The organism is Deinococcus radiophilus (genome assembly GCF_020889625.1).
Classification (GTDB): domain Bacteria; phylum Deinococcota; class Deinococci; order Deinococcales; family Deinococcaceae; genus Deinococcus; species Deinococcus radiophilus.
The window spans coordinates 301,853-324,195 of the sequence record NZ_CP086380.1; the positions used below are offsets into that span (position 1 = coordinate 301,853).

Annotated in this window: 17 protein-coding genes; 10 read left to right on the forward strand and 7 right to left on the reverse strand. The window is 63.8% G+C overall.

Annotated features, from left to right (window positions below):
• The first annotated feature begins 24 nt into the window (after positions 1 to 24).
• Both crtI and LMT64_RS01695 read left to right on the forward strand, forming a co-directional pair.
• The gene (crtI, locus tag LMT64_RS01690) at positions 25 to 1,719 is read left to right on the forward strand and encodes a phytoene desaturase family protein (RefSeq protein ID WP_126352014.1); all 1,695 of its coding nucleotides are present in this window, start codon (positions 25 to 27) and stop codon (positions 1,717 to 1,719) included.
• Positions 1,720 to 1,883: 164 nt separating this feature from the next.
• Positions 1,884 to 2,261 (forward strand): hypothetical protein, encoded by a 378-nt coding sequence (locus LMT64_RS01695; RefSeq protein WP_126352013.1) that lies wholly within the window; start codon positions 1,884 to 1,886, stop codon positions 2,259 to 2,261.
• A gap of 7 nt (positions 2,262 to 2,268) precedes the next feature.
• Here the strand turns inward: LMT64_RS01695 and LMT64_RS01700 are convergent, their stop codons facing one another.
• From LMT64_RS01700 to LMT64_RS01715, 4 genes are all read right to left on the reverse strand, one after another.
• Positions 2,269 to 5,037 (reverse strand): AAA family ATPase, encoded by a 2,769-nt coding sequence (locus LMT64_RS01700; protein ID WP_229253283.1) that lies wholly within the window; start codon positions 5,035 to 5,037, stop codon positions 2,269 to 2,271.
• Positions 5,038 to 5,122: 85 nt separating this feature from the next.
• The gene (locus tag LMT64_RS01705; RefSeq protein ID WP_229253284.1) at positions 5,123 to 6,325 is read right to left on the reverse strand and encodes a metallophosphoesterase family protein; all 1,203 of its coding nucleotides are present in this window, start codon (positions 6,323 to 6,325) and stop codon (positions 5,123 to 5,125) included.
• Between the two features lie 133 nt (positions 6,326 to 6,458).
• Positions 6,459 to 7,508: a hypothetical protein gene (locus tag LMT64_RS01710; protein WP_126352010.1), complete on the reverse strand. Its 1,050-nt coding sequence runs from the start codon at positions 7,506 to 7,508 to the stop codon at positions 6,459 to 6,461.
• 75 nt (positions 7,509 to 7,583) lie between these two features.
• Positions 7,584 to 8,351: an alpha/beta hydrolase gene (locus LMT64_RS01715; RefSeq protein WP_126352009.1), complete on the reverse strand. Its 768-nt coding sequence runs from the start codon at positions 8,349 to 8,351 to the stop codon at positions 7,584 to 7,586.
• A 548-nt stretch (positions 8,352 to 8,899) separates the two neighbouring features.
• On the opposite strand from LMT64_RS01715, the gene LMT64_RS01720 reads away from it, so the two are divergent.
• Both LMT64_RS01720 and recD2 read left to right on the forward strand, forming a co-directional pair.
• On the forward strand, positions 8,900 to 9,481 hold the full coding sequence (locus tag LMT64_RS01720; RefSeq protein ID WP_148103224.1) for a periplasmic substrate-binding domain-containing protein: 582 nt from the start codon (positions 8,900 to 8,902) through the stop codon (positions 9,479 to 9,481).
• A 90-nt stretch (positions 9,482 to 9,571) separates the two neighbouring features.
• The gene (gene recD2 / locus LMT64_RS01725; protein WP_126352006.1) at positions 9,572 to 11,707 is read left to right on the forward strand and encodes an SF1B family DNA helicase RecD2; all 2,136 of its coding nucleotides are present in this window, start codon (positions 9,572 to 9,574) and stop codon (positions 11,705 to 11,707) included.
• Between the two features lie 21 nt (positions 11,708 to 11,728).
• Here recD2 and LMT64_RS01730 read toward each other — a convergent pair whose 3' ends face one another.
• Positions 11,729 to 12,304: an AAA family ATPase gene (locus LMT64_RS01730; RefSeq protein ID WP_229253285.1), complete on the reverse strand. Its 576-nt coding sequence runs from the start codon at positions 12,302 to 12,304 to the stop codon at positions 11,729 to 11,731.
• Between LMT64_RS01730 and thrC the strand changes: the two genes are divergently transcribed.
• Positions 12,303 to 13,724, forward strand: coding sequence for a threonine synthase (gene thrC / locus LMT64_RS01735; RefSeq protein ID WP_126352005.1), 1,422 nt, complete (start codon positions 12,303 to 12,305; stop codon positions 13,722 to 13,724). The genes LMT64_RS01730 and thrC overlap by 2 nt on opposite strands.
• Before the next feature lie 84 nt (positions 13,725 to 13,808).
• On the opposite strand, the gene LMT64_RS01740 is transcribed toward thrC, so the two are convergent.
• The gene (locus tag LMT64_RS01740) at positions 13,809 to 14,312 is read right to left on the reverse strand and encodes a hypothetical protein (protein ID WP_126352004.1); all 504 of its coding nucleotides are present in this window, start codon (positions 14,310 to 14,312) and stop codon (positions 13,809 to 13,811) included.
• Between the two features lie 191 nt (positions 14,313 to 14,503).
• Between LMT64_RS01740 and dapB the strand changes: the two genes are divergently transcribed.
• The 4 genes from dapB to LMT64_RS01760 all read left to right on the forward strand — a co-directional run bounded on the left by dapB (position 14,504) and on the right by LMT64_RS01760 (position 19,109).
• Positions 14,504 to 15,355: a 4-hydroxy-tetrahydrodipicolinate reductase gene (dapB, locus tag LMT64_RS01745; RefSeq protein WP_126352003.1), complete on the forward strand. Its 852-nt coding sequence runs from the start codon at positions 14,504 to 14,506 to the stop codon at positions 15,353 to 15,355.
• Between the two features lie 316 nt (positions 15,356 to 15,671).
• Positions 15,672 to 16,496 carry a 4-hydroxy-tetrahydrodipicolinate synthase gene (dapA, locus tag LMT64_RS01750; RefSeq protein ID WP_211334178.1) on the forward strand — a complete coding sequence of 275 codons (825 nt, stop codon included), beginning with the start codon at positions 15,672 to 15,674 and terminating at the stop codon, positions 16,494 to 16,496.
• Positions 16,497 to 16,555: 59 nt separating this feature from the next.
• Entirely contained in the window at positions 16,556 to 17,872 is a 1,317-nt protein-coding gene (locus LMT64_RS01755; protein WP_126352002.1) for an LL-diaminopimelate aminotransferase, read from the forward strand.
• Positions 17,865 to 19,109, forward strand: coding sequence for a diaminopimelate decarboxylase family protein (locus LMT64_RS01760; RefSeq protein WP_126352001.1), 1,245 nt, complete (start codon positions 17,865 to 17,867; stop codon positions 19,107 to 19,109). Before LMT64_RS01755 ends, LMT64_RS01760 begins: the two co-directional genes overlap by 8 nt.
• Positions 19,110 to 19,181: 72 nt before the next feature.
• Here the strand turns inward: LMT64_RS01760 and LMT64_RS01765 are convergent, their stop codons facing one another.
• Positions 19,182 to 20,585, reverse strand: coding sequence for a GGDEF domain-containing protein (locus tag LMT64_RS01765; protein ID WP_229253286.1), 1,404 nt, complete (start codon positions 20,583 to 20,585; stop codon positions 19,182 to 19,184).
• Positions 20,586 to 20,993: 408 nt separating this feature from the next.
• On the opposite strand from LMT64_RS01765, the gene LMT64_RS01770 reads away from it, so the two are divergent.
• Complete coding sequence (locus tag LMT64_RS01770) at positions 20,994 to 22,325, forward strand: class I SAM-dependent methyltransferase (RefSeq protein WP_324295864.1); 1,332 nt, start codon at positions 20,994 to 20,996, stop codon at positions 22,323 to 22,325.
• Positions 22,326 to 22,343 lie beyond the last annotated feature (18 nt).

A 22,343-nucleotide genomic window follows, 5' to 3' on the forward strand; every position in this document is an offset into this window, starting at 1 on the left:
TCTGCTGTTCCCTCCCGAGGTGTTATGACTGCTGACCCTATATTCTCCCCAACTGTGCCCGCTCGCCTACGTAAAACGGCCCTGATTATCGGCTCCGGGATCGGCGGCCTCAGCCTGGGTATCCGCCTGCAAAGCCTCGGCTTTGACACGACCATCCTGGAGCGCTTGGACGCACCGGGGGGGCGGGCCTACCAGAAGCGTACCGAGGACGGGTACGTTTTTGATATGGGGCCGACAGTACTGACGGTGCCGCACTTCATTGAGGAGCTGTTTGCACTGGAACGTGATCAGGCCGCGCTGACGGCTCCCGACTTCCCGCCCTCTACCCTTAGCGGTGAGCGCGTCAAGGGGGGGGTAAGCGGTGGTCCCCGCACCTCTGAGTATGTTCAGATCGTGCCGATTCTGCCGTTTTACCGGATTTATTTTGACGACGGCACCTACTTCGATTACGACGGCGACCCTGAACGGACCCGTGAGCAGATTGCCGAGCTGGCTCCCGAGGATCTGGACGGCTACGAGGCGTTCAACCGCGACGCCCGCGCCATTTTCGAGCGGGGTTTTCTGGAGTTGGGGTATACACACTTCGGCGATCCAGCCACCATGCTGAAAGTAGTGCCGGACCTGCTGCAGTTGGATGCCGTGCGTACCCTCTTTGGATTTACGTCCAAGTATTTCCAGAGTGACAAGCTGCGGCAGGTCTTTTCCTTCGAGACACTGCTGATCGGCGGCAATCCTCTGAGCGTCCCAGCCATTTACGCCATGATTCACTTTGTCGAGAAAACCTGGGGCATCCACTATGCCCTGGGCGGCACTGGGGCGCTGGTGCAGGGGCTGGTCCAGAAGTACGGGGAACTCGGTGGGCAGATTCGCTACGGGGCTGGAGTAGAGGAGATTCTGACCCGGTCTGGCGCTGGAAGGCTGGCCCGCCCGGTGGCCGCTGGCGTGCGGCTGGCGAGCGGCGAGGAGCTGCAGGCCGACATCGTGGCAAGTAACGGTGACTGGGCCAATACTTACCTGAAACGTTTGCCGTCACCCGCCCGCCGGGTAAACAACGACCTGCGCGTTAGGGCGGCGGCTCAAAGCATGAGCCTGCTGGTCATCTACTTTGGGTTCCGCGCCGAGGGTTACGCCCCGCTGGACCTGCGCCACCACAACATCATCCTGGGGCCGCGTTACGAGGAACTGCTGGGCGAGATTTTCAGCGGGGGCGTGTTGGGCGAGGACTTCAGCCAATACCTGCACCTGCCCACCCTCACCGACCCCACACTCGCCCCGGCGGGTCATCACGCTGCCTATACCCTGATTCCGGTGCCCAACAAGGCGGGGAAGGGCGGAGGGCTGGACTGGGAAGAGGAAGGTCCGGCACTGGTCAGGCGCGTCCTGGACTTTCTGGAGCAGCGTGGCTACATTCCCCACCTGGCCGAGCGGCTCACTCACCTGGAATGGATCACGCCTGACTACTTTGAGCAGACGCTGGACAGCCATGTGGGCAACGCCTTCGGGCCAGAGCCGAAGCTGGTCCAGAGTGCCTTTTTCCGGCCTCACAACCGCAGCGAGGACGTGACTGGGCTGTACATGGTGGGTGCCAGCGCTCAGCCGGGAGGCGGCACGCCCAGCGTGATGATGTCGGCCAAGATGACGGCGCGGCTGATCGCAGAAGACTTCGGCATTCACCCGGAGGTGGTGGAGGGTGTTCCGGCGGGATATCCGCTGGAGTAGGGGGGATGGGTTCGCCGCTGGCGCGGCAGATGGTTGATGGAGAAGACAGATGGTGGAATGGTCACCGCAAGCTGGCTGGAGCATAGGCCCACCACCTTAGATAACCTGGCCGCCCATTTCCCCGCGAGCATGAATAGCGCAGCCCGCCTGTGCCATCATCTGCCATGCCCAGTCCACGCCCACCCGCCAGCCAGACGCCCGCCGAAGCCATTCGGGAGTTGCATCGGGAGGTGGCTCGAGTCGAGCACGGACAAACCTACGCCGGGTTGCCCCCACACACTGCCGAAATGCGGGCCGATACACGGGCCGATTACGCCCGCTTGCTGGAAGCGGTGCGTCTGCTGGCCGAGCGTTACCCCGACGGCGACGCCCTGGCCGACGCGAACGCCGACTTTAATGCCGCTGAAGTGCTACTGCGGGCGGCGGCGATCTCAGCGCTGAACCTGCTGGACACGCCCGACCCCAGCTTTCCGCGCCTCTCACTGACCGACAAATTTGAGTACGAGGGGCGCGGCGTGGGGTTCGTGCGGGTGAAGGTGTAGTGGGCACTCAGCCCTCCAGCCGCATCACGCTGCTGCCTGCCACGCTCTTGGTGACCAGCAGCTGACTGGGCAGGCGCTGGCTGAGGCTCTCCACGTGGGTAATCACGCCCACCATGCGCCCCTGGGTCCGCAGGTTTTCCAGGGCGGTGGCGACGGCCTCCAGCGCCTGCGGGTCCAGGGTGCCGAAACCCTCGTCCAGAAAGAGAGCCCCTAGAATCTTGTTGCCCGCCAGGTAGTCGCTGAGCGCAATCGCCAGACTGAGTGACGCCAGGAAAGTCTCCCCGCCCGAGAGTGTCTTTACGCCGCGCATCTCGCCCGCGTTCCAGAGGTCCTGCACGGCATAATCATGGCCGTCCAGCGTGAGGCGGTAACGGCCGTCGCTGATTTCATGCAGGATGTGGCCCGCGCCGGTCAGCAGGTTGGCTTCGACCTCGGCCAGCAGGAATTGCTGGAACTCGTTGGCCTTGAGGCTATTGGTCAGGGTCCTCCAGGTGTCCATGCCCGCGCTGAGTTCCTTGGTCTGGGCCTCGATGGCCCGCTTGCGCTCCAGGCGCTCGGCGGCGGTGCGCTCCTGGCCTTCCAGGCGGCCTGCGTCGCTGCGGCCCTGGCTGATGCGGGCGTCAAGTGCCTGGAGGGTCTGTGCCAGCTGCGGCAACGCCTGGGGGTCATACTCCTGACCCGCCAGCGCCTGGGTCAGCTGCGCGCTCAGGTCGTCCACTTGGGTTTGCAGGCTGCCCAGGCCCGCCTGCCAGGTCTGGGCGGCCTGTTCCAGCGCGGCGATTTCGCCTTCGGGCAGGGCAGCCGCTTTGGCACGGTCAGCACTCAGGTCGGCCTGGTCCAGTGCCGCGCTCAGCTCCTGCACAGCTTCCTGGGCTTCAGCGCGGCGGGCTTCGGCCCCGGCCTGGGCCGCGCTCAGCGTGGCAGCGGCGGCGGCGTGGCCGCTACTCGCAGTAGCCACCGCTTGCACAGCCGCACTCAGGCGGCGGCGAATGTCGCTGATCTGAGCCACCGCCTTCTGACGCTCGGCAACGGGGTTGGGGCCGAAGCTGCGTACCTGCGCTGCCAAGCTGGCCAGCAAGCGGCTCACCAGGTCGGCCGGGTCGCCGCTGATGCGCTCGGCTGCGACCTTATTGTCGGCCTCATCCTGGGCGAGTTGCTCGCGGGTGTCGCTGACTTCGGCTTCACGGCGTTCCAGGTCTTTTTGCAGTACGCCCAGCTCGGCAGTAATTTCTCTGTACTGGCCGCGCAGATCGTCCCGCAGGCGTCCGGCGGCGTCCAGGGCCAGTCTCAGTCGCTGCACTTCGGCGGTGTCCGGATGGCTGGGCAGATGGGCCGCGTCTACCGACTGACCACACAGGGGGCAGGGTTGGCCGTCCTGCAGGTCCTGGGCGTAAGCTGCCAGTCCAGCGCGCGCCTGGGCCGCCTGATGATCGGCGGCGGCGCGTTCCAGCCGGGTCGCCGCATCCTTGCCGTCTTGCATGATGCGGGCTTGCTGTGCCTTGCGGGTGGCTAGCAGTTCCCGGTCGGCCCGCAGGCGCTCGGTGCTGGCGTCCAGTGCAGCGCGGCGGCTGCTCAGCTGCACCCGCTCCAGTTTCAATTTGTCCAGCTTTTCGGCGTCGGCTTTGGCAGCGGCGTGCCCGTCTTCGTCCCAGTCCAGCGGCTGGGGGTGGCGGTGGTCCGGCGTACCCCCGGCGCGTTTCAGGCGGGCGGCCAGGGCTTCGGCGTCGCGTAAATATTCGGCGCGGGCTTCGAGTTCGGGAATCTGCGCCTCGGCAGCCTGGGCCTGTTCCTGGGCCGTTTGGGCCTGGGTCAGCGCCTGCGCGGCCTGCGTGACTTCAGCCTGCGCGGCCCGCAACTCGGACTCGGCACGCTCGGCAGCAATCCGGGCGCGTCCCTCACGGTCAATCAACGGCAGGATGCCAGCCACCCGGCGGGCCTGAGCGGCGCGCTCGGCCCCGCGCTTGATCTCGGCACGGCGACCCTGCTGCACACTCAGCTTGCGCCCCGCATCTTCGCGGCTTTGCCAGAGTGCCGCCACCGTCTTCAGCCCTTCCAGACGCACGTGAGCGTCCTCGCGCTCATCCTGCCAGCGGTCCAACTGGGCGGCCAACTCAGTGCGTTGCTGCCTCAGCTGCTGCACGGCCTCTTCGGTCACGCCCGCGTATTCGTTTTCCAGGACCGAGTGCTGACTGCCCAGCTGAAACTGCAGTTCCTTGGCGCGGTCGCTGGCGTAGCGGTGCATGTCCTTGACGGTTTGCAGGCCCATCAGCTCGCCCAGCAGTTCCTGGCGCTCCTTGCCGGTGCCGTGCAGCAGGCGTGAGAACTCGCCCTGCGGCAAAAAGACCGATTTGGTAAAGGTCCGGAAATCCAGTCCCAGCAGCGCCTGAATCTGAGCATTGACGGCCCGCTGGCCGCCGCCCTGTGCGAGGCCCTTCCAGCGCTCGCCCTCACGCTGTTCCAGCCGGGTTTCGTTCTCGGCGGTGCGGCGGCCCTTGGAGCGGGCGACCCGGTAGACCTGCGGCCCTTGCTCGGTGTGCAGCTCGAAGGTCAGCGCCACCGACAGCGCCCGCTCGCCCTGCGAGATCAGCGCGTCCATGCCGGTGCTGCCCAGCCGCGCCGTCTGGCCGTATAGCGCGAAGGTCATGGCGTCCAGCAGCGAACTTTTGCCGCTGCCAGTCGGCCCGACCAGGGCGAAGAGGTCCAGCCCCTCAAAGTCAATCTCGGTGTGCTGGCGGAAGGCCGTGAAGCCGGAGACCGTCAGGTGCAGCGGCTTCACAGGCGGTCTCCTGGGGTGATGGGATGGCGGTTGCTGCGCTTACCCATCCAGCTTCCCGCACGCTGCGCTTTGCTTTTTTCCCTCCTCATGCCACTTCCTCCCCGCTTGCTTCTACGTGACTCTGCACGGCCTCATGGGCTTCTTTGAAGGCTGCCCGCTGATCGTCCGGCAACTCGCCGCGTTTCTCGTGCCAGTAGCGCTCGTACAGTTCCAGCAGGCTCAGGCACTCGCGCTTGAGGCTGGGCAGGGCCAGGTCTTCTTGCAGGGCACTCAGTTCCACCGCCAGCGCCGAGGGCAGGGCGCTCAGCACCCGGTCTTTCAGGCCCGCAGTTGCCGTGCCAGCGGGGGCCTCGACCAGCACCTTGAGCAGCGCGCCGTCTTTTTTCTGGCTTTCACGTTCCAGCCGCGCCTCCACCTGATCCAGCGGCACCCGGATGGTCCGCAGCTCGCGGCCACTGCCGAGCGGAATCGGAATCACGCGGGCAGGCTGACCGGGCGATACTTCTACCAGATTGACCTGTTTCTTCTCGCCGCCCTCGCCAAAATCCAGCTGGATAACACTGCCGGGGTAGTGGGCCAGTGGGGCACTCCCGGCCTGCTGCGGCCGATGGATGTGACCCATCGCCACGTACTGCGCGGCGCGCGGCAGGTTCTCTGGGGACAGAGTATAGGCGTTATCCAGGTGAAATTGCATGGTCTTCTCGGACCCGCTCGGCTGTGAGCCGTCCAGGGTGGCGTGCAGCATCAGCATGTTCACGTGCCCTGGCTGAAACCCAGCGGCCAGCTTGCCCAGGAAAAATTCCATGCCCTCACGGTATTTCTGCCGCCAGTCACTTACTTCACCGCCCAGCAGGTCGGCGGCTTTGACCAGCCGCCGCTCGGACAGGTAGGGGAGGGCACCCACGGTCAGCGTTTCGCCGCCTTTGGTCTGAATGCTGCGGATCAGGTCGCCGGGGCGCGGCGTGACCTCGGCCACCAGTTGTACGCCCACCCAGCCGAGCAGCCCCGTGACGGACGCCAGCCGGGCGCTGGAGTCGTGGTTCCCGGCAATGGCGACGCTGGGAATCTCTGCCGAGCGCAGCCGCAGGAAAAAGTCAAAGAGGGCCTTTTCCGCGTCGGCGCTGGGGTTGGCAGTATCGAACAGGTCGCCGCTGATCAGTACAGCGTCTACCTTTTCACTCTCGGCCAGCTCGGCAATCTCGGTCAGGGCCGCGTGGATTTCGGGGGTGCGGTCATAGCCGCGCAGGGCCCGCCCAGCATGAAAGTCGGCGGTGTGAAGTACGCGCATAACAGAAAGAATAACGCGTGGGCCTGCGCGGTGTGGAGCCAACGGGGCAAGTGAGTGGCGCACCAGATCATCCAGAGACGAAAAAAGCCCCCAGCGGCCCGCAGGCCAGGGCTGGGAGCCCTTCTAAGGTGGCTTATTCGGCCTGCAGCTTGCTGGCGATCTTCATTCGCATGGCCATGCTGACGCTGCCGGCCTCTTCGCCGGTGATGTTGAAGGTCATCATGGCGCGCAATTCCTGCGCCTGATTGATCTGTACGGGCAGGCCGTCTGGGCGGTAGACCAGCTCACCAGCGCTGCCGGAGATGTCTTGCAAGGTGATTTCGAAGCCGAAGTCCCCTGCTCCTTCAGGCAATTCGCCGCTGAACTTCATGCTCCAGGGCTGAGTATTGGTCTTCTGGCTGAACAGATGGTTGCCAGCACGGTTGACTCCCTGGTAGGTGGTGGTCGTGGTGATGACCATGGGTTCCAGTTTCATGGAGCTGAACACCTCGGCCACGGCCGCTTGCTCGTCGGCGGGCAGGTCCTCGGCAGCCGACAGTAGGCCGCCCAGCATTCCACCCAGCAGGGCCTGCATGTCCACTGTCTCGGTCTTGGTCACGCTGTGGCCTTTGACCAGCGGGAAGCCGTACACGTTCAGTCCATTTGCGGGCGTCATGCTGCTCAGTACGTCTTCGGGGAGGTCGCTGAACATGGCCTGCACCACCGGATCTGCGGACTCTAGGCGCAGCGCCGTGATTTTGCCGCTCTTCTCTACCGTCTGAATCATGCTGAAGGTGAGGTCTTCGCTGCCTTCTCCATCTTCGGAAGGCACTTCGGTGGTGGCCGTGATGATCAGTTCCCGTGAGCCGTCCGGGAACACCTGACCCACCCGGTACAGCATCTGGCTGCCGGGAATGTCCATGCCTGACATTTCTCCGAACAGGGACCGCAACTCACGGATGTCCTTGGGGCGCAGTATGTCGGCGGCGGCCCCGGTGGCCTGGATGTCTTCCAACTCCACTTCCAGGGTGCTGTTCTCCTGCAAGGTGACGGAGGTGCCGGTGGGCGCGGTCAGCAGCAATGGGGCCGGGGTTGCCGGGGCACGTACGGCAGGGGGAGTCGGAGAAGCGGGCGCAGTCTGGGCGGTGGCTCCGCTTCCAAGCAGGGCGGCAGTCAGCAGGCCTCCAATAATCAATTTGTTCATACCCCAAGTTACGTGGGCGGGCGGCCCTGGGTTGCTGAGCGGCTCCGAAGATGAATGCCGGCTAAAAGCATGTGCTTAGTCCAAGGCCTCGCCCAGCAGAAACCGGCCTGTCAGGGCATACAGGGTCTGAAGATGGTCCAGGTCGTCGAAGCTGTGGTTGGCATCTTCGATCAGCGCCAGCTCGGTGCCCGGCCCCAGCGCCTCAGCGTAGCGCTCGCCCCAGCTGTGGGGACATTCCTCATCGGCGTCCCCGTGAAAGATGGCAGCGACACCGCCCCATGCTGCGGCCGCACGCAGCGGGTTCAGCCGCAGCACCTCCTCCAGAAAGGGGCGGCCCAGCGGCCAGCCGCCGATATCCTGCACTCCGGCGGGCAAGCTGCCTCCGGGCAAGTAGCGCAGAAAGTAATCGGGCAGCGCCGGGGCCCACAGTGCCAGGCGGTGCGGGGCGAGGTCGGCCGCCGCCTGCGCCGCCAGCAGGCCGCCGAGCGAGTGACCGAGCAGCATCAGGCGCTGTGGGTCGGTATCAGGGTGTGCACGCAACCACTCGGCGGCGGCCCCGGCGTCTTCCAGCTGCCGGGCTGGAGTCACTGCCGCGAAGTCACCCTGAGAGTCGCCGTAGCCCCGGAAGTCGAAACGCAGCGTGGCCACGCCCCGCGCCGCCATGTGCCGGGCAAACAGGGTGTGGAGGCGGTGATCACCGGCCTTGTGCCCAGTAAAGCCGTGCAACATCAACAGTGCAGGCCAGCCCTGGGCGGGTTTCTCGCCGGTGGGCAGGTGCAGCAGGCCGATCAGTTGTTCTTCGCCCACCCGGAAGCGGACAGGTTCCTCGTGCAGCAGCGTCATGGTCCGCAGTCTGGCAGATGGAGGGGCAAACGAAAGGAAGGAAGGAGGTGCCGGAGAGTCGCCATAGAGCAGTTCTCCAAATTACGCGAGCAAGAGAAAGGCACGCTTGCTCGCTCCATTTTCCGTCCTGCTCATTTGATCTCACTCGCCCTGCTCTGCTTCGCAGCTTTGCAAGTCGGACGGAAACGCTTCGCTCATTTCTGTCAAATGCTTTAATTAGGCGGCGTGTGGCGACCTCTCCTGCTGGCGGTAACTCTGGCGACTCTGCCAAGTTTGCTGCTGGTGGGCTGTGCCGAGTCGCAGGCGGAGTCTTCTGCAGGGTCAGCCTCACAAAGTAGCCTTCACCCGGAGCGCTTCGTCTGGCAACTCGCGCCCTATAGCGGTCTGTTGCAGGCCCCTGGTGAGCCACTGCTGGCCCTGGACGGAGAAGATCCACAGCTCAGCCTGAACATCTATGAACCGCTGTTGGCCTGGGCACCGGGGAGTTACCGGGAACTGCGTCCACTGCTGGCCGAGAGCTGGACTGCCACCCAGGATGCCGCGCGGCCATGTTGCCCAACGGGTGGTGGCCGGGGCCGGACGCTCCCTCTTTTCCTATGCAGGATCTGGTGGCTGCCGAGTCTCACTGCCGCGCCGCACATGACGGTCAGGCCTGGGAACACGGTTTTCGCCTCATCGCAGCCTATGGCAACTGGTATGGCAAGCTGGTGCTGGAACTGCTGGTGCAGGATCTGCTCCGGCTGAACCCGAAGTTCGTGCTGGAGGCGGTCCCCAACGATCCCAGCCGCAGCGCGCCGCTGGCCTATGTGGGCGCTCAATCCGACGCTCCAGAGCCGGATGATCTGCTACGCACCTTTTACCACTCTGAATCTCCATTGGCTGACCAAGCGGGTTTTGAAGGAGAGCAACTGAATCGCTGGCTGGACGCGGCGCAGCTTGAATTTGACCCACAGCGCCGCGCTGAGCTGTATGCCAGAGCTGTGGCCGAGGCGGAGCGGCAGGGACGCCACATCGTTTTGCCAGTTCCGGATCTTGTAGATATCTACGCAGCCGACATCGCCGGAACCGCAGGCCCGTTGCAGCCGGGTGGCGGCCTTCTCTGGAAAGACCTCCGCCGCGCTGAGCACTGATGAACTTGGACACGGTGCCTGGCCAGGCAAAGCAGCGCTTTCTCACCGCCGTCCCTTTCCGCACTGGCGAACCATTTACAATAGATCCTCATGCCCAGTGACCTTCCCGCCGAGCCGTTCGATATTCAGGGCGCGGTGCAGCGCGTGCGGTTCCGGGCCGACAGCGGCTTTACGGTCATGAGCGCCGACATTACCGGCCCCTACGGCGAGGACGAGGACGCGGCAGTGGTCGGCCTGATGCCGCCGCTGGACGTGGGCGACGGGTTCAAGGCGCTGGTCAAGTTAGAGGAACACAAGGATTATGGCTACCAGTACCGGGTGCTGAACCTGGTGCTGTCTGCCCAGCCCGCCGACCTGAGTGAAGAGGGTGTGGCGGCTTACCTCCAGGCCCGCGTGGGGGGCGTGGGCAAAGTGCTGGCCGGGCGGATCGCCTCTACTTTTGGGGCAGCCACTTTCGACGTCCTGGAAGACGACCCCCAGAAACTGCTGCAAGTCCCGGGCGTCTCAGCTTCTACGCTACACAAGATGATTTCCAGCTGGGGTGAGCAAGGCCAGGAGCGGCGCACCCTGGCCGCCCTGCAGGGGCTGGGGCTGACCATCAGCCAGGCGCAGCGGGCGCTGAAGCACTTTGGGGAAACAGCGCCCGAAACCCTGCAGGCTGACCTGTACGCGCTGACCGAGGTGGAGGGCATCGGCTTTCTGACCGCCGACAAACTGGCCCGCGAGGGCGGCATGACCCTGACCGACCCCCGGCGCCTGACCGCCGCCGCTGTGTACGCCTTGCAACTGGCGGCCAGCACCGGGGGCCACAGCTATTTGCCCCGCGCCCGCGCCGAAAAAGGCGTGGTCTACTACACCCGCGTATCCGAAGAACTGGCACACGAGGCGGTCAGCCGCGCCCTGGAGCTGGACCGCCTCAAGCTGGACACCAGCGCGGACGGCGAGGACCGCATTTATCTGCCGCACGCCCTGCGCGGCGAGAAGAAGCTGGCCCGGCTGATCCGTACCCTGCTGGCGACCCCGCCACAGGAAGAGTGGGATGTGCCGCCCGGCGCGGGCATCGGCCTGAGTGATCAGCAGAGCAGCGTATTGGAGATGCTCCGTGAGCAGCGCTTGGTCGTGCTGACCGGCGGCCCCGGCACCGGCAAAAGTACCGCCACCAAGGCGGTGGTGGAAGTGGCCGAGGACCTGCGGCTGGAAGTGGGCCTGTGCGCCCCCACCGGCAAGGCGGCGCGGCGGCTGGGCGAGGTGACGGGCCGTGACGCCCACACCGTTCACCGCCTGCTGGGCTACGGCCCGAATGGATTCAGGCACAATCACCTGGAACCGGCCCCTTACGACCTGATTATCGTGGACGAAGTTTCCATGATGGGTGACGGCCTGATGCTGGCCCTGCTGAATGCGGTGGCCCCTGGTGCCCGCATCCTGCTGGTGGGGGATACCGATCAATTGCCCCCGATCGACGCGGGGTTGCCGCTGCGGGCGCTGACCCAGGCAGCGACCACCGTGCGGCTGGACAAAGTGTACCGTCAGGCCGCCGAAAACCCGATCATTGGCGCGGCGCACCGCTTGCTGCAGGCCCAGCCGCCCCAGTGGCAACGGGTGAATGATGACGATGACGTCCGCGCCCAGCTGAGCCTCACCGAAGTCGAGCCGGACGTAGGCGCCCGCCGGGTGGCCCTGCTGCTGCGCGAGCTGGGCGGCCCTACCCGGGCGCAGGTGCTCTCGCCGATGCGGCGTGGCCCGCTGGGCGTTGAGCGGCTGAATGCCGTGTTGCAGCAGACCTTCAACCCTGGTGAAGGCGGCGTGCGGGTGGGCGCAGACGGTCTGGCCCGCGCCGGAGACGTGGTGGTACAGACCAAAAACGACTACGAAAACGAGGTCTTCAATGGCACGCTGGGCACCGTGCTGGAAGAGCGCGGCGCCCGGCTGCTGGTGGACTTCGACGGTAACGTCGTGGAGCTGGGCGGCATGGAGCTGTTCAACCTGCAACTGGGCTATGCCCTGACGGTTCACCGCGCCCAAGGCAGCGAGTGGCCCGCCGTGATTGGCGTGCTGCACGAGGCGCACATGCCGATGCTGTCGCGCAACCTGGCCTACACCGCCTTGACCCGTGCCCGTGAGGAGTTCCATGCGGTGGGCAGCGCCTCGGCCTGGGCGCGGGCGGCAGCGGCGCAGAAAGAGGAGCGGTATACGGCGCTGCTCGAACGCATTCGGGGGCGGTAGAGAGTGATGGTAGGTCTGGTTTTAATGCAGCTCGCGTAACCACTTGAGAGCAGTCGCCAACATGTCCCCATCAGTGGTATCCAGCCTCAGAAGGGGGACATCAACCAAAGCGAGGGGCTCCCAGCAAGCCTGTGGGGACAGTTTGGCGTAGTCAAACGGGCGGTCAATGCCTGGACGCTGCCCCGAAGCTACCCTCATAGCGTGGCGGCGGCTCAGTTCGGTCAGTGGGGCATGGCAGTAAATCTGTGTCAGTTGTGCTCCATGCTTGGTGGCCATTGCACTCAAGATGTTTTCGCTTTGCGGCCTGTAAAAGTGCGTTTCTAGAATGAAATCAGTACCCGCCTGCATGTTGAGTTCGGCGACATCCCACATCAGCCCAAAGCTGACAGGACCAGCGCCCTCTGGGGAGAGGTCAGGAAGGTATTCAAAGAGAACACTCTTAAATCCGTCGCGTGTCACCAATGGAAGGTGGAGTTGGGTCGTGAGCGCTTCAGCCAGTGTGGTTTTGCCGGAAGCGGGTAGGCCAGAGATAACGAGAACTTGTGAGGAGATCTGGTGCTTATTCTGCCCTGATCTAGCCGCTACAATCCTCTCCATGCAGTACGTGTCTACCCGCGGCGACCAGTGCCTTGGCACGTTTTCTGACGTGCTGCTTTCGGGCCTCGCGCCCGACGGCGGCCTGGCGATGCCTGCGCAGATTCCGACCTTCAGCGCCACCGAGCTGGAGCGGCTGCGCCCGCTGCCCTACGCTGAGCTGGCTTACGAGGTGATGCGCCCTTTCATCACCGACATTCCCGAAGCCGACCTGCGTAAGCTGCTGCGCGCCACCTACCGCCCCGAAGTATTCGGCAGCGAGGAAATCACGCCGCTGACCCCATTGGGTGACTCGGGCCCGGCCTTGCTGGAACTGTCCAACGGCCCTTCGCTGGCCTTCAAGGATATGGCGATGCAGTTTCTGGGTCATGCCTTCGAATACGTGCTGGACCGCCGCGGCGAGCGGGTCAACATCCTCGGCGCGACTTCAGGCGATACTGGCAGCGCCGCCGAGTACGCCATGCTGGGCAAGGAGCGGGTCAACGTCTTTATGCTCTCGCCGCAGGGCCGCATGAGCACCTTTCAGCAGGCACAGATGTTCAGTCTGAACGAGCCGAACATCTTCAATATCGCTGTTGAGGGTGTGTTCGACGACTGCCAGGATCTGGTCAAAGCGGTAAATGCCGACGCCGAATTCAAGGCGAGGCACGACATTGGAGCCGTCAACAGTATCAACTGGGCGCGGGTGCTGGCGCAGGCGGTGTATTACTTCAAAGGCTATTTTGCGCTGGGGCTGCCGCCGGGGGCCGAGGCTGATTTTTGTGTCCCCAGCGGGAACTTCGGGAACGTGTTTGCGGGCTATCTGGCGCAGCAGATGGGGTTGCCGATCGGCCAGCTGGTGGTGGCCAGCAACGAGAACGACGTGTTGCACGACTTCTTCTCGGGCGGGGTCTACCAGGTGCGCTCTGCCGAGCGGGTGGCGGTGACCAGCAGCCCCAGCATGGACATCGGCAAGGCCAGCAATTTCGAGCGCTACTTGTATCTGATCAGCGGTGGCGACGCGACCCAGACGCTCGGGTGGTGGGATGAGGTAGGCGCGGGCCGCCCGGTCTCGCTCGGCGGCACGCCGCACTGGGACGCGGTGCAGGCCAGCGGCTTCCGCTCCGGGCGCAGCACCCACGCAGACCGCCTGGCGACCATTCGGCAGGTGGATGGGCAGTTTGGCCGCCTGATTGATCCCCATACTGCCGACGGGGTATTGGTGGGCGAGGAGTTCCGCCGCCCTGGTGTGCCGATGGTCTGCCTGGAGACGGCACTGCCCGCCAAGTTCGGTGAGACAGTCCGCGAAGCGGTGGGCCGCGACCCGGAGCGCCCGGAACGTTTCCAGGGCATCGAGCAGGCCGAGCGCTTCTGTGAAGTCATCTCAAATGATGTGGAACAGTTAAAGCGTTTGATTGCCGATCACCTAAATCCGAACAGCTGAGATTGGAACATGGCACTTTTGGACAAGAACCGTAGTTTGACTGAATGCCTCTCAGTCTTTGCTGGGTAAGGGTAGAAGCTGTGTTCAGCGGCGAGTCAGCGTGCCGCCAATGATTCCCAGTTCAGGGTGCTCCAGTTCAGCGTTGTAGAGATTGTTTATCAGTTTGCCGTCTTTATCCAGTTCACCGAAGACGTACACTGTGACGGTTTGAGTGTCATTCTTGAGCTGCAGCTGGCCACGTAGGCCGTAATCAGCCTCCTCTTCAGCTTGCGCGGCAACCCGCAGATCATCGCCCAAGTCCAGCTTGCCGGTCACCGTCCACTCTTTGTCTTCGTACTCCGCAGTTCCAGCTACGTTGAAGGCCTGTTTACCATCTGCGGCCAGTGTCGTTCTGAGAAGCGGGTCCCTACCCTGTGCCGCCGCACCGTCTGCCTTCAGCTGGGTCAGGGTACCTGCCCAGGTCCCCTGCAGCAGAGCTGGGCTGGTCGGTGCCACTTCTACGAGGTCGCTGGGTGGCATCTGCATTTTGCCGCAGGCTCCCAGACCCAGACCAAGCGCCGCTACCGTCAACAGTGCAATTGATTTCATTTCGTTCATGTCTGTAGACTCTCCCCGTCACACGATTGACCTATGAAGTAGAGGTGGGTTGCATGGGGAAAGCGTGAGTCGCCAAAGACTCATGAAGCAAGGCCCAAGCGAGAACTCCCCGCCTGTCGGTCAGCCCATCCGGACACCCGAGTGAGGCATTTTCTATACTGTCCGCGTTCCGGACTCTTGCTATGACCCAAGCTGACCCTGCCATCACCGAAATTGCCCCGAGCGCTCTGCGCCTGGGTCTGGTGGGCTATGGGCGCATGGGCCGCATCGTTCACCGGTTGGCCGAAGAGCGGGGTCACCGGGTCACGGCTATCGTGGACCCCCATGCTCCCGAAGCCACGGCGTCTGCGCTGGGTTCCGATTTGTTGGAGCAGGTAGACGCCGTGATTGACTTCTCGGTTCCGGCCACAGCGCAGGAGCATCTGTTGTTCTACGGGCGCACGGGCCTTCCGGCCGTCGTCGGTACGACGGGCTGGTATGACGACCTGCCCGCCATCCAGGCGGAGCTACAAGGTACCGGCGCGGCCATTGTCTGGTCAGGCAACTTCTCTATCGGGGTCCGGCTGTTCTCGCGGCTGGCCGCGCACGCGGCGGGGCTGTTTGCGCCGTTCACGCAGTACGATGCTCTGCTGCACGAGTTTCACCATGCGGGCAAGGCCGACAGCCCCAGTGGGACGGCCCTGGAACTGGCCCAGGCGGTGCAATCAGAGTGGGCACGTCAGTCAGAGGTGCAGACGGCGCGGCTGGACCGCGTGCGCCGACCCGAAGAACTGCACCTCAGCAGCACGCGGGGTGGGGCCATTCCTGGCACCCATATGGTGATCTTCGACAGTCCTGCCGACACGGTCGAGCTGATCCACCGCGCCCGCACCCGCGAAGGCTTTGCGGCGGGCGCCGTGCAGAGTGCCGAGTGGGTGGTGGGCCGCCGAGGGTTCTTTACCCTGGAACAGCTGCTGGACGATGTATTTTCAGACTCTGCTTCCCACTCCCCCAAACTTAAACCGACTCCGGATACCAGAGCGCGAAAACGCTAGAGGTTATCCGGAGATTTTGTTGATCTGCCTCTGGCCTTTGGCCTCAGCTGGCCCGACCTCTACAAAGTCATTCCCGCCCCCGCAGGTCCCGGATAACCTCGGACCCGAATCCACTTCTGGCCTGTGCGGGCTGTGTGCCACGCCAGAACGATACGAAGAATCGAAGCAGTCCCAGATCCAGATCCATCTTCGGAGGAGCCCCATGAGCAAAGTGCAGCAGCTGAACCTGAGTGGCGTGTACACCGCGCTGATCACCCCCTTTACCCGCGACGGATTTGTCGATGAAGCCGCGCTGGCCGACCTGATTGAGTAGCAGATCGAATCCGGCATCAGCGGCCTGGTTCCCTGCGGAACCACTGGCGAAAGCCCGACCCTCACCCATGACGAGCACGACCATGTGGTGGACCTGACCGTGCGTCAGGCTGCCGGGCGCGTGCCTGTGATCGCTGGCACTGGATCCAACTCCACCGCCGAGGCGATCCGCCTCAGCCAGCATGCCGAAATGAGTGGGGTAGACGCCGTGCTGCTGATCAATCCCTATTACAACAAGCCCACCCAAAAGGGTTTGTACGAGCACTTTAGAGCCGTGGCCGATGCGATCAACATCCCCGTGATCCTGTACAACATCGCCAGCCGCACGGCTGTAAACGTCGAGACGCCCACCCTCGCCCGTCTGGCCCGCGACTGCCCCAACATCGTGGCGGTCAAGGAAGCCAGCGGCAATTTGCGCCAGATGAGCGACGTGATCGGGGAGCAGCTGCCGGATTTCGCAGCGCTCAGCGGCGACGACAACATAGTGCTGGATCTGATCGAAGCGGGCGGACACGGCGTTATTTCGGTGGCGAGCAACATCGTGCCTGAGCAGATGAGCCGCATGGTGGCCCACGCCCTGCGCGGCGAACGTGAAGCGGCCCGCGCCATCGAAACCGAGCTGGCTGACTTTTTCCGCGCCTGCTTTTGCGAAACCAACCCGATCCCCGTCAAAACGGCCCTGGCCGAGTACGGCTGGTGCGAGGAAATCTTCCGCCTGCCCATGACCACCCTGGAAGATGAGGCTCACCGTGAGCAGATTCTGGCCAGTCTGCGCGGACTAGACCTGCGGCGCAAAAGCGTCGGCAGAGAGCCCCGTGTACAAGGCTAAAACCCTCCCCTTCAGCTCACCGAATTTATCCATCCTCTGCTTATCAAAGGAGAACGCTTATGGCAAAACTCAACCACAACTACCGCAAACTGTCTGCCGGATACCTGTTTCCTGAAATAGGTCGCCGCGTGCGCGAGTACAGCGCGGCGCACCCAGATCAGGCGATTCACCGTCTGGGTATCGGCAACACCACCGAACCGCTGACCCCCACCATCCTGGCGGGTCTGCATGGCCGGGTAGACGCCCTGGGTCAGCGTGAAACCTACACCGGCTACGGCGACGAGCAGGGCGAGACCGAGCTGCGTGAAGCCCTGGTGGCCTACTACGCCGAGCGCGGTGTGGCGCTGGACCCCCGTGAACTCTTTGTCAGCGACGGGGCCAAGGCGGACGCCGCCAACATCCAGAACCTGTTCGCGCAGGAGAACGTGATCGCCATTCAGAACCCGGCCTACCCGGTGTATGTGGACAGCAACGTGGTGGCAGGCCGCACCGGCGAATACGACGCCAACGCCGGAGTGTACACTGGCCTGACCCTGCTGGAAGGCAACCCCGAAAACGGCTGGTTCGCCGCGCCCCCCGCAGAAAAAGTGGACGTGGTGTACCTGTGCAGCCCCAACAACCCCACCGGAGCGGTGGCGACCCGTGAGCAGCTGACAGCCTGGGTGGAGTATGCCCGTGGGCACGGCGCAGTCATTATCTTTGACGCCGCCTACGCCGAGTTCATCTCGGACCCCGAGCTGCCCCGCTCCATTTATGAAATCGAAGGGGTCAAAGAGTGCGCCATTGAACTGACCTCGTTCAGCAAACTCTCCGGCTTTACCGGGGTACGTCTAGGCTGGGCAGTGGTGCCCTATGCACTGCGGACCGAGGACAGCGAGGACGGCGAGCTGAACCGCATGTGGAACCGCCGCCAGAGCACCTTTTTCAACGGGGCCAGCAACATCGCGCAGTCGGGCGGCGTGGCGGCCGTCAGCGACGCCGGCAAGCGCGAGAGCCGTGAACTGGTCGCCTACTACATGGAAAATGCCTGGATCATCCGCGCTGCGCTGCGTGAGCTGGGGCTGGACGTGACCGGCGGCGACAACGCTCCCTATCTGTGGGTGAAGACCCCCGGCGGCCTGGGCAGCTGGGAGTTCTTCGATCAGCTGCTTGAGCAGACCCAGGTGGTCGTCACCCCCGGCACGGGCTTTGGCTCGGCAGGGGAGGGATACGTACGCTTCAGTGCCTTCGGCCACCGCGAGAACATCGAAGCTGCGGTACAGAGCATCCGTGACAACCTGAAATTTTGGCTTAGAGCTAAGAGCAGAGAGCTAAAACGCTCTCAGTTCCTTGTCGGCTGCACCCGTCATCTCAAACTGGAGAGCCATCGTGCCTGAAAAAACCCTCCCCACCACCCATCAGCGCCTGACCGAACTGGCCCAGGAACTGCCCACGCCCTTTCACCTCTACGACGAGCAGGGCATCCGTGAAAATGCCCGCGCCTTTATGCAGGCGTTCAGCTGGTCGCCCGGTTTCAAGAACTACTACGCCGTCAAGGCCGCGCCCACCCCGGCGCTGATCCGTATCCTGGCCGAAGAAGGCTTCGGGGCCGACTGCTCCTCGCTGCCGGAACTCGAACTCTCGCAGCGGGTGGGCATCACCGGCGAGAACATCATGTTCACGTCCAACGACACGCCGCCTGAGGAGTTCCGCCGTGCCGCCGAGCTGGGAGCCATCATCAATCTGGACGACATCACCCACATTCAGGCGCTGGAAGACGCCGTGGGCCAGCTGCCCGAACTGCTGTCGTTCCGCTATAACCCCGGCCCTGAGCGAACGGGTAACGCGATTATCGGCAACCCAGTGGAGGCCAAGTACGGTGTCACCTCCGAGCAGTTGCTGGATTGCTACCGCATCGCCCGTGACAGGGGCGTGAAGCGTTTTGCCCTGCATACGATGGTCGCCAGCAACGAGCTGGACGCCTCTTTTATCATCGAGACAGCCCGGATGCTGTTCACGCTGGCGGTGCGGATCAAAGACGAGCTGGGTATCCAGCTGGAGTTCGTCAACCTGGGCGGTGGCATCGGCATTCCCTACCGCCCCGAGCAAGCGGCCATGAGCTACCAGGAAGTCTCGGACGGTATCCGTGCCCTATACGAGGAAATGATCGTGCCCGCTGGCCTTGATCCGCTGCGCCTGAGCTTCGAGTGTGGCCGCGTGATGACCGGGCCGTACGGCTATCTGGTCAGCAAAGTGCGTCACGTCACCGGCAAGTACAAGGACTACGTGGGCCTGGACGCCTGCATGACCAACCTGATGCGCCCCGCCATGTATGGCAGCTACCACCACATCACCGCGCTGAACAAGCCAGGGGATGCGCCCACCAAGGCTGTGGACGTGACTGGCTCACTATGCGAGAACAACGACAAATTTGCCATTGACCGCGAGTTGCCTGTAATGGCAAGCGGCGACGTGGTCGTGATTCACGACGCCGGAGCACACGGGCACAGCATGGGCTTCAACTACAATGGCAAGCTCCGCAGCGCTGAGTACCTGCTGCACCCGGACGGCAGCGTGACGATGATCCGCCGCGCCGAGACGATGGACGATCTGTTCGCTACCATTGAGTGGTGAGCTGAGCGCTCCATGGCACAGCCCTCTCCCGCGCCGTGGGGGAGGGCTTTTTCTGCACCTCTGGTTCTGGCCTTAGCGGTGCCTCCCGCCCCGTTGCTTGCCGGCATACATGTCGCTGTCGGCCAGACTCAACATGGCCTCGTGGTTCTCTGCACCGCGTCCTAGCGCGTAGCCCACGGCAGTGCCGACACTCAGGCGCTGGCCCTGATGCATCATCGGGGCTGTGACGTTGGCCTCAATAAAGCGGGCCAGCGCTTCGGCGTCGGCGGGGCGCTGCATCCCTGGCACCACGATCACGAATTCATCGCCGCCCCAGCGGAAGATCTGCCCTGGCGCGGCGACGGCGCGGTAAAGCAGCTTGGCGACGTGCCTCAGCATCAGGTCTCCGGTGGCGTGGCCGTACACGTCGTTGATTTCCTTAAAGCCGTTCAGGTCCAACGAGAAGATGGTATAGGGCTGTCCACCTTTGACACGGGCATCGTTTGCGAAGAACTGGGTAAAGGCGGCGCGGTTGGCCAGTCCGGTCAAGGGATCGTGGTAGGCCAGATGTTCCAGCTCGGCGCGGCGCTCACGCAGTTCGCTGGTCATATCGGCATTTTCGATGGCCGTTAGGCCGTTGCGGAGGGTCGCCAGCAGAATCACGCTGACGGTTCCCCACAGCACGCCTTGGGCCTCCGTGTCTCCCAAAAAGGCCGAACCGAAGTTCACACTCAGCAGCAAGCTGACGCAGGCCAGCGGCACGGCCACATAAGGCATGACTGAAAGAGCGAGCTTCAGGCTGCGGATGCCTGACCCCGCTGCGCTGCCCTGCCGGAGCCACTGTGGGCGAACCAGATGATGCAGCGCGGTGATCTGAAAAATCAGCCCCAGGGACCACAGCAGGTCAAGTCCGCCACCCGGCAAGGCCACATGACCCAGGAGCACAGCCCAGATGTGCGACACGACATACAGCAGCAGTCCGGCAGCCAGCAGGAGGTTGACCCGGTTGCGGCGGGTATGGCGCAGGACCACCAGGGTCAGGCCCAGAATCAGCAGATTGAGCAGCACACTGCCCACACGGACCAGGCTGTCCAGCTCCCATAGGCCGTTAAACAGACGGCTGGCCCCACCGGCCCAGAGCAAGATGCCGGCGGTGCCTGCAATGATCATGCCATCAAGTACCTGCCCCACCTGACGCTGCGCAGGCAGATGGCGTGGCAAGAACATCATCAGGGCCCAGACAATCAGGGCCGAGGTCACCATATAGAGACTCTGGCCCAGGCCGTTTGACGTCAGGCCTGTTCCTGGCAAGACGAAACTGAACTGCCCGCGGACCAAGATATCTGCGATCAGGTGAACGCTCAGTGCGGCAGTAAAAATCCCCAATGCACGCTGGCGACGGTCCTGTTCCCAGAACTGCCAGGTATAGACCACTGCGACGGCTACGGTGGTGAAATGCAACACCGGGGCCACCCATACTGCATCACCTTGGGGCAAGCGCTGTATAAGTGTCCACAGGAGCTGCCCAATCAGCAGCGCCAATAGAGGCAGAGGGAGACGACTGAACATCATGGAAGTGCGCATAGGGTAGCAGCTTGGTTCTGGTCCGCTCCTTACATTTGTGTGAGTTTTGAGACGCCTATCTGGTAGATGCCGAATAATGCTGGCACGCCTGACGTCACCGATTTCTGACGCGAATTGAATTTTTATACTGTCGGGCTGTGTATGATTCTGTTGGGCAGAGTTATTCCACTGCTGGGTGACGACCTGTTGGCAGGTGGATTTTCCGGCCCCAGATCAACATTTAGTCTGGCGTCTGAAGACCCCTAGGCTGTCAGCAAATATTCAGCGCTGAGTGTCACTTGGCCCGGAACAACGGGTGCGCCACTGCTTTACAATGCCCGGATGAAGCGTCCCCGCCCGGCCCGTTTTGCTCCCCAATCTGCCGAAGCCCGTCGCTCTGAGCGCCGGGGTAGGCCAGAGGGTGAACGTACAGGTCAGGGCAAGCGTTTGCGGGTAGGACGCCGTCCTAGAGGGGGCGCCGATGAAAGTGGCCCGCGCCCTGGCTCACCAGCTGAAGTGCCGCACAGCGAGGTGGGGTATTTCGATGTTATCGAGGCGCACCTGCCACCTGTTGCCGAGGCGCTCCGATCTGCTCCGGGTGCCCCACCACTTACCAAGTCGGGGGTGCGTGGCTACCCTGGCGTGGACCCCGCGCAGCTGCTGCTGTTTCAGACCATGCTGAGGCGCAAAGCGCGTGGGCCAATTCTGGATCTCAGTCCGGCGGGTGGCCTGTTGGCGGCGTTGCCCGGCGCTGAGCTGCGGCCCGCCGAGGGCTCGGCCCCGGCCTTGCGGGCGCTGGACGTAGCGGGGCTCAATCCGGTAGCGGCCGCCCTGGGCGATGATCTCAGCGGCTACTGGGAAGACCCAGCCCGCACCGTGGCCTGCGTATTGGCTGGGGACCGGGGAACTGCCTATGCCCTGGGACAGATCAGCTGGGCGCACGCCCACACGCCGCCCGGCGGCAAGTTGTATTTGGCAGGCGACAAGGCCAAAGGCTTTGACCGTTATGTTCGCGCGGCTTCCAAGGCTTACGGGGCGGGGGAGACCATCGCGCGGGACGGGGGGATGCGGGTGGCGGTCCTCACCCGTCGGCCTGGTCCCACACCCGCACTGGCCGATGCTGAGCACTACGAGCTAGGCGGTGTCAAGGTGGTCGGCTTGCCGGGTGTCTTTAGTGCAGGGCGGGCCGACAAGGCGACCTCGCTGCTGCTGGAGACCTTGGAGGGGTTGGACCTGCGGGGCAAGGCCGTGCTGGACCTGGGCTGCGGCACCGGGCTGATCGGGGCCTGGGCAGCGCAGCGCGGCGCAGCAGTCACCCTGGCCGACGCCGATCTGCAGAGTGTCCGGAGTGCCCAGCTGACCCTGGAGGCCAATGGGGTATCTGGTGAGGTCGTGCACTCGGATGTGGACGGTACGCTGGGTGAGCGCCGCTTTGACATGATCCTGAGCAATCCACCTTTTCACGTGGGGCGCGGCGTGGTGCTGGATGTGGCCCGCGAGTTTATTGCGGCGGCAGCCCGCCGTCTCCGGCCCGGCGGCCAACTGATTCTGGTGGCCAACGACTTCCTGCCTTACGAGGCGGAAATGTCCGTGGTCGGAGCCACCGAAGTGCTGGCGCATGAGCAGGGTTTCAAGGTGCTGGCCGTCCGCCGTGCGGGATCACGGCCGAGCTGAAACATTTTTATCCTGTTT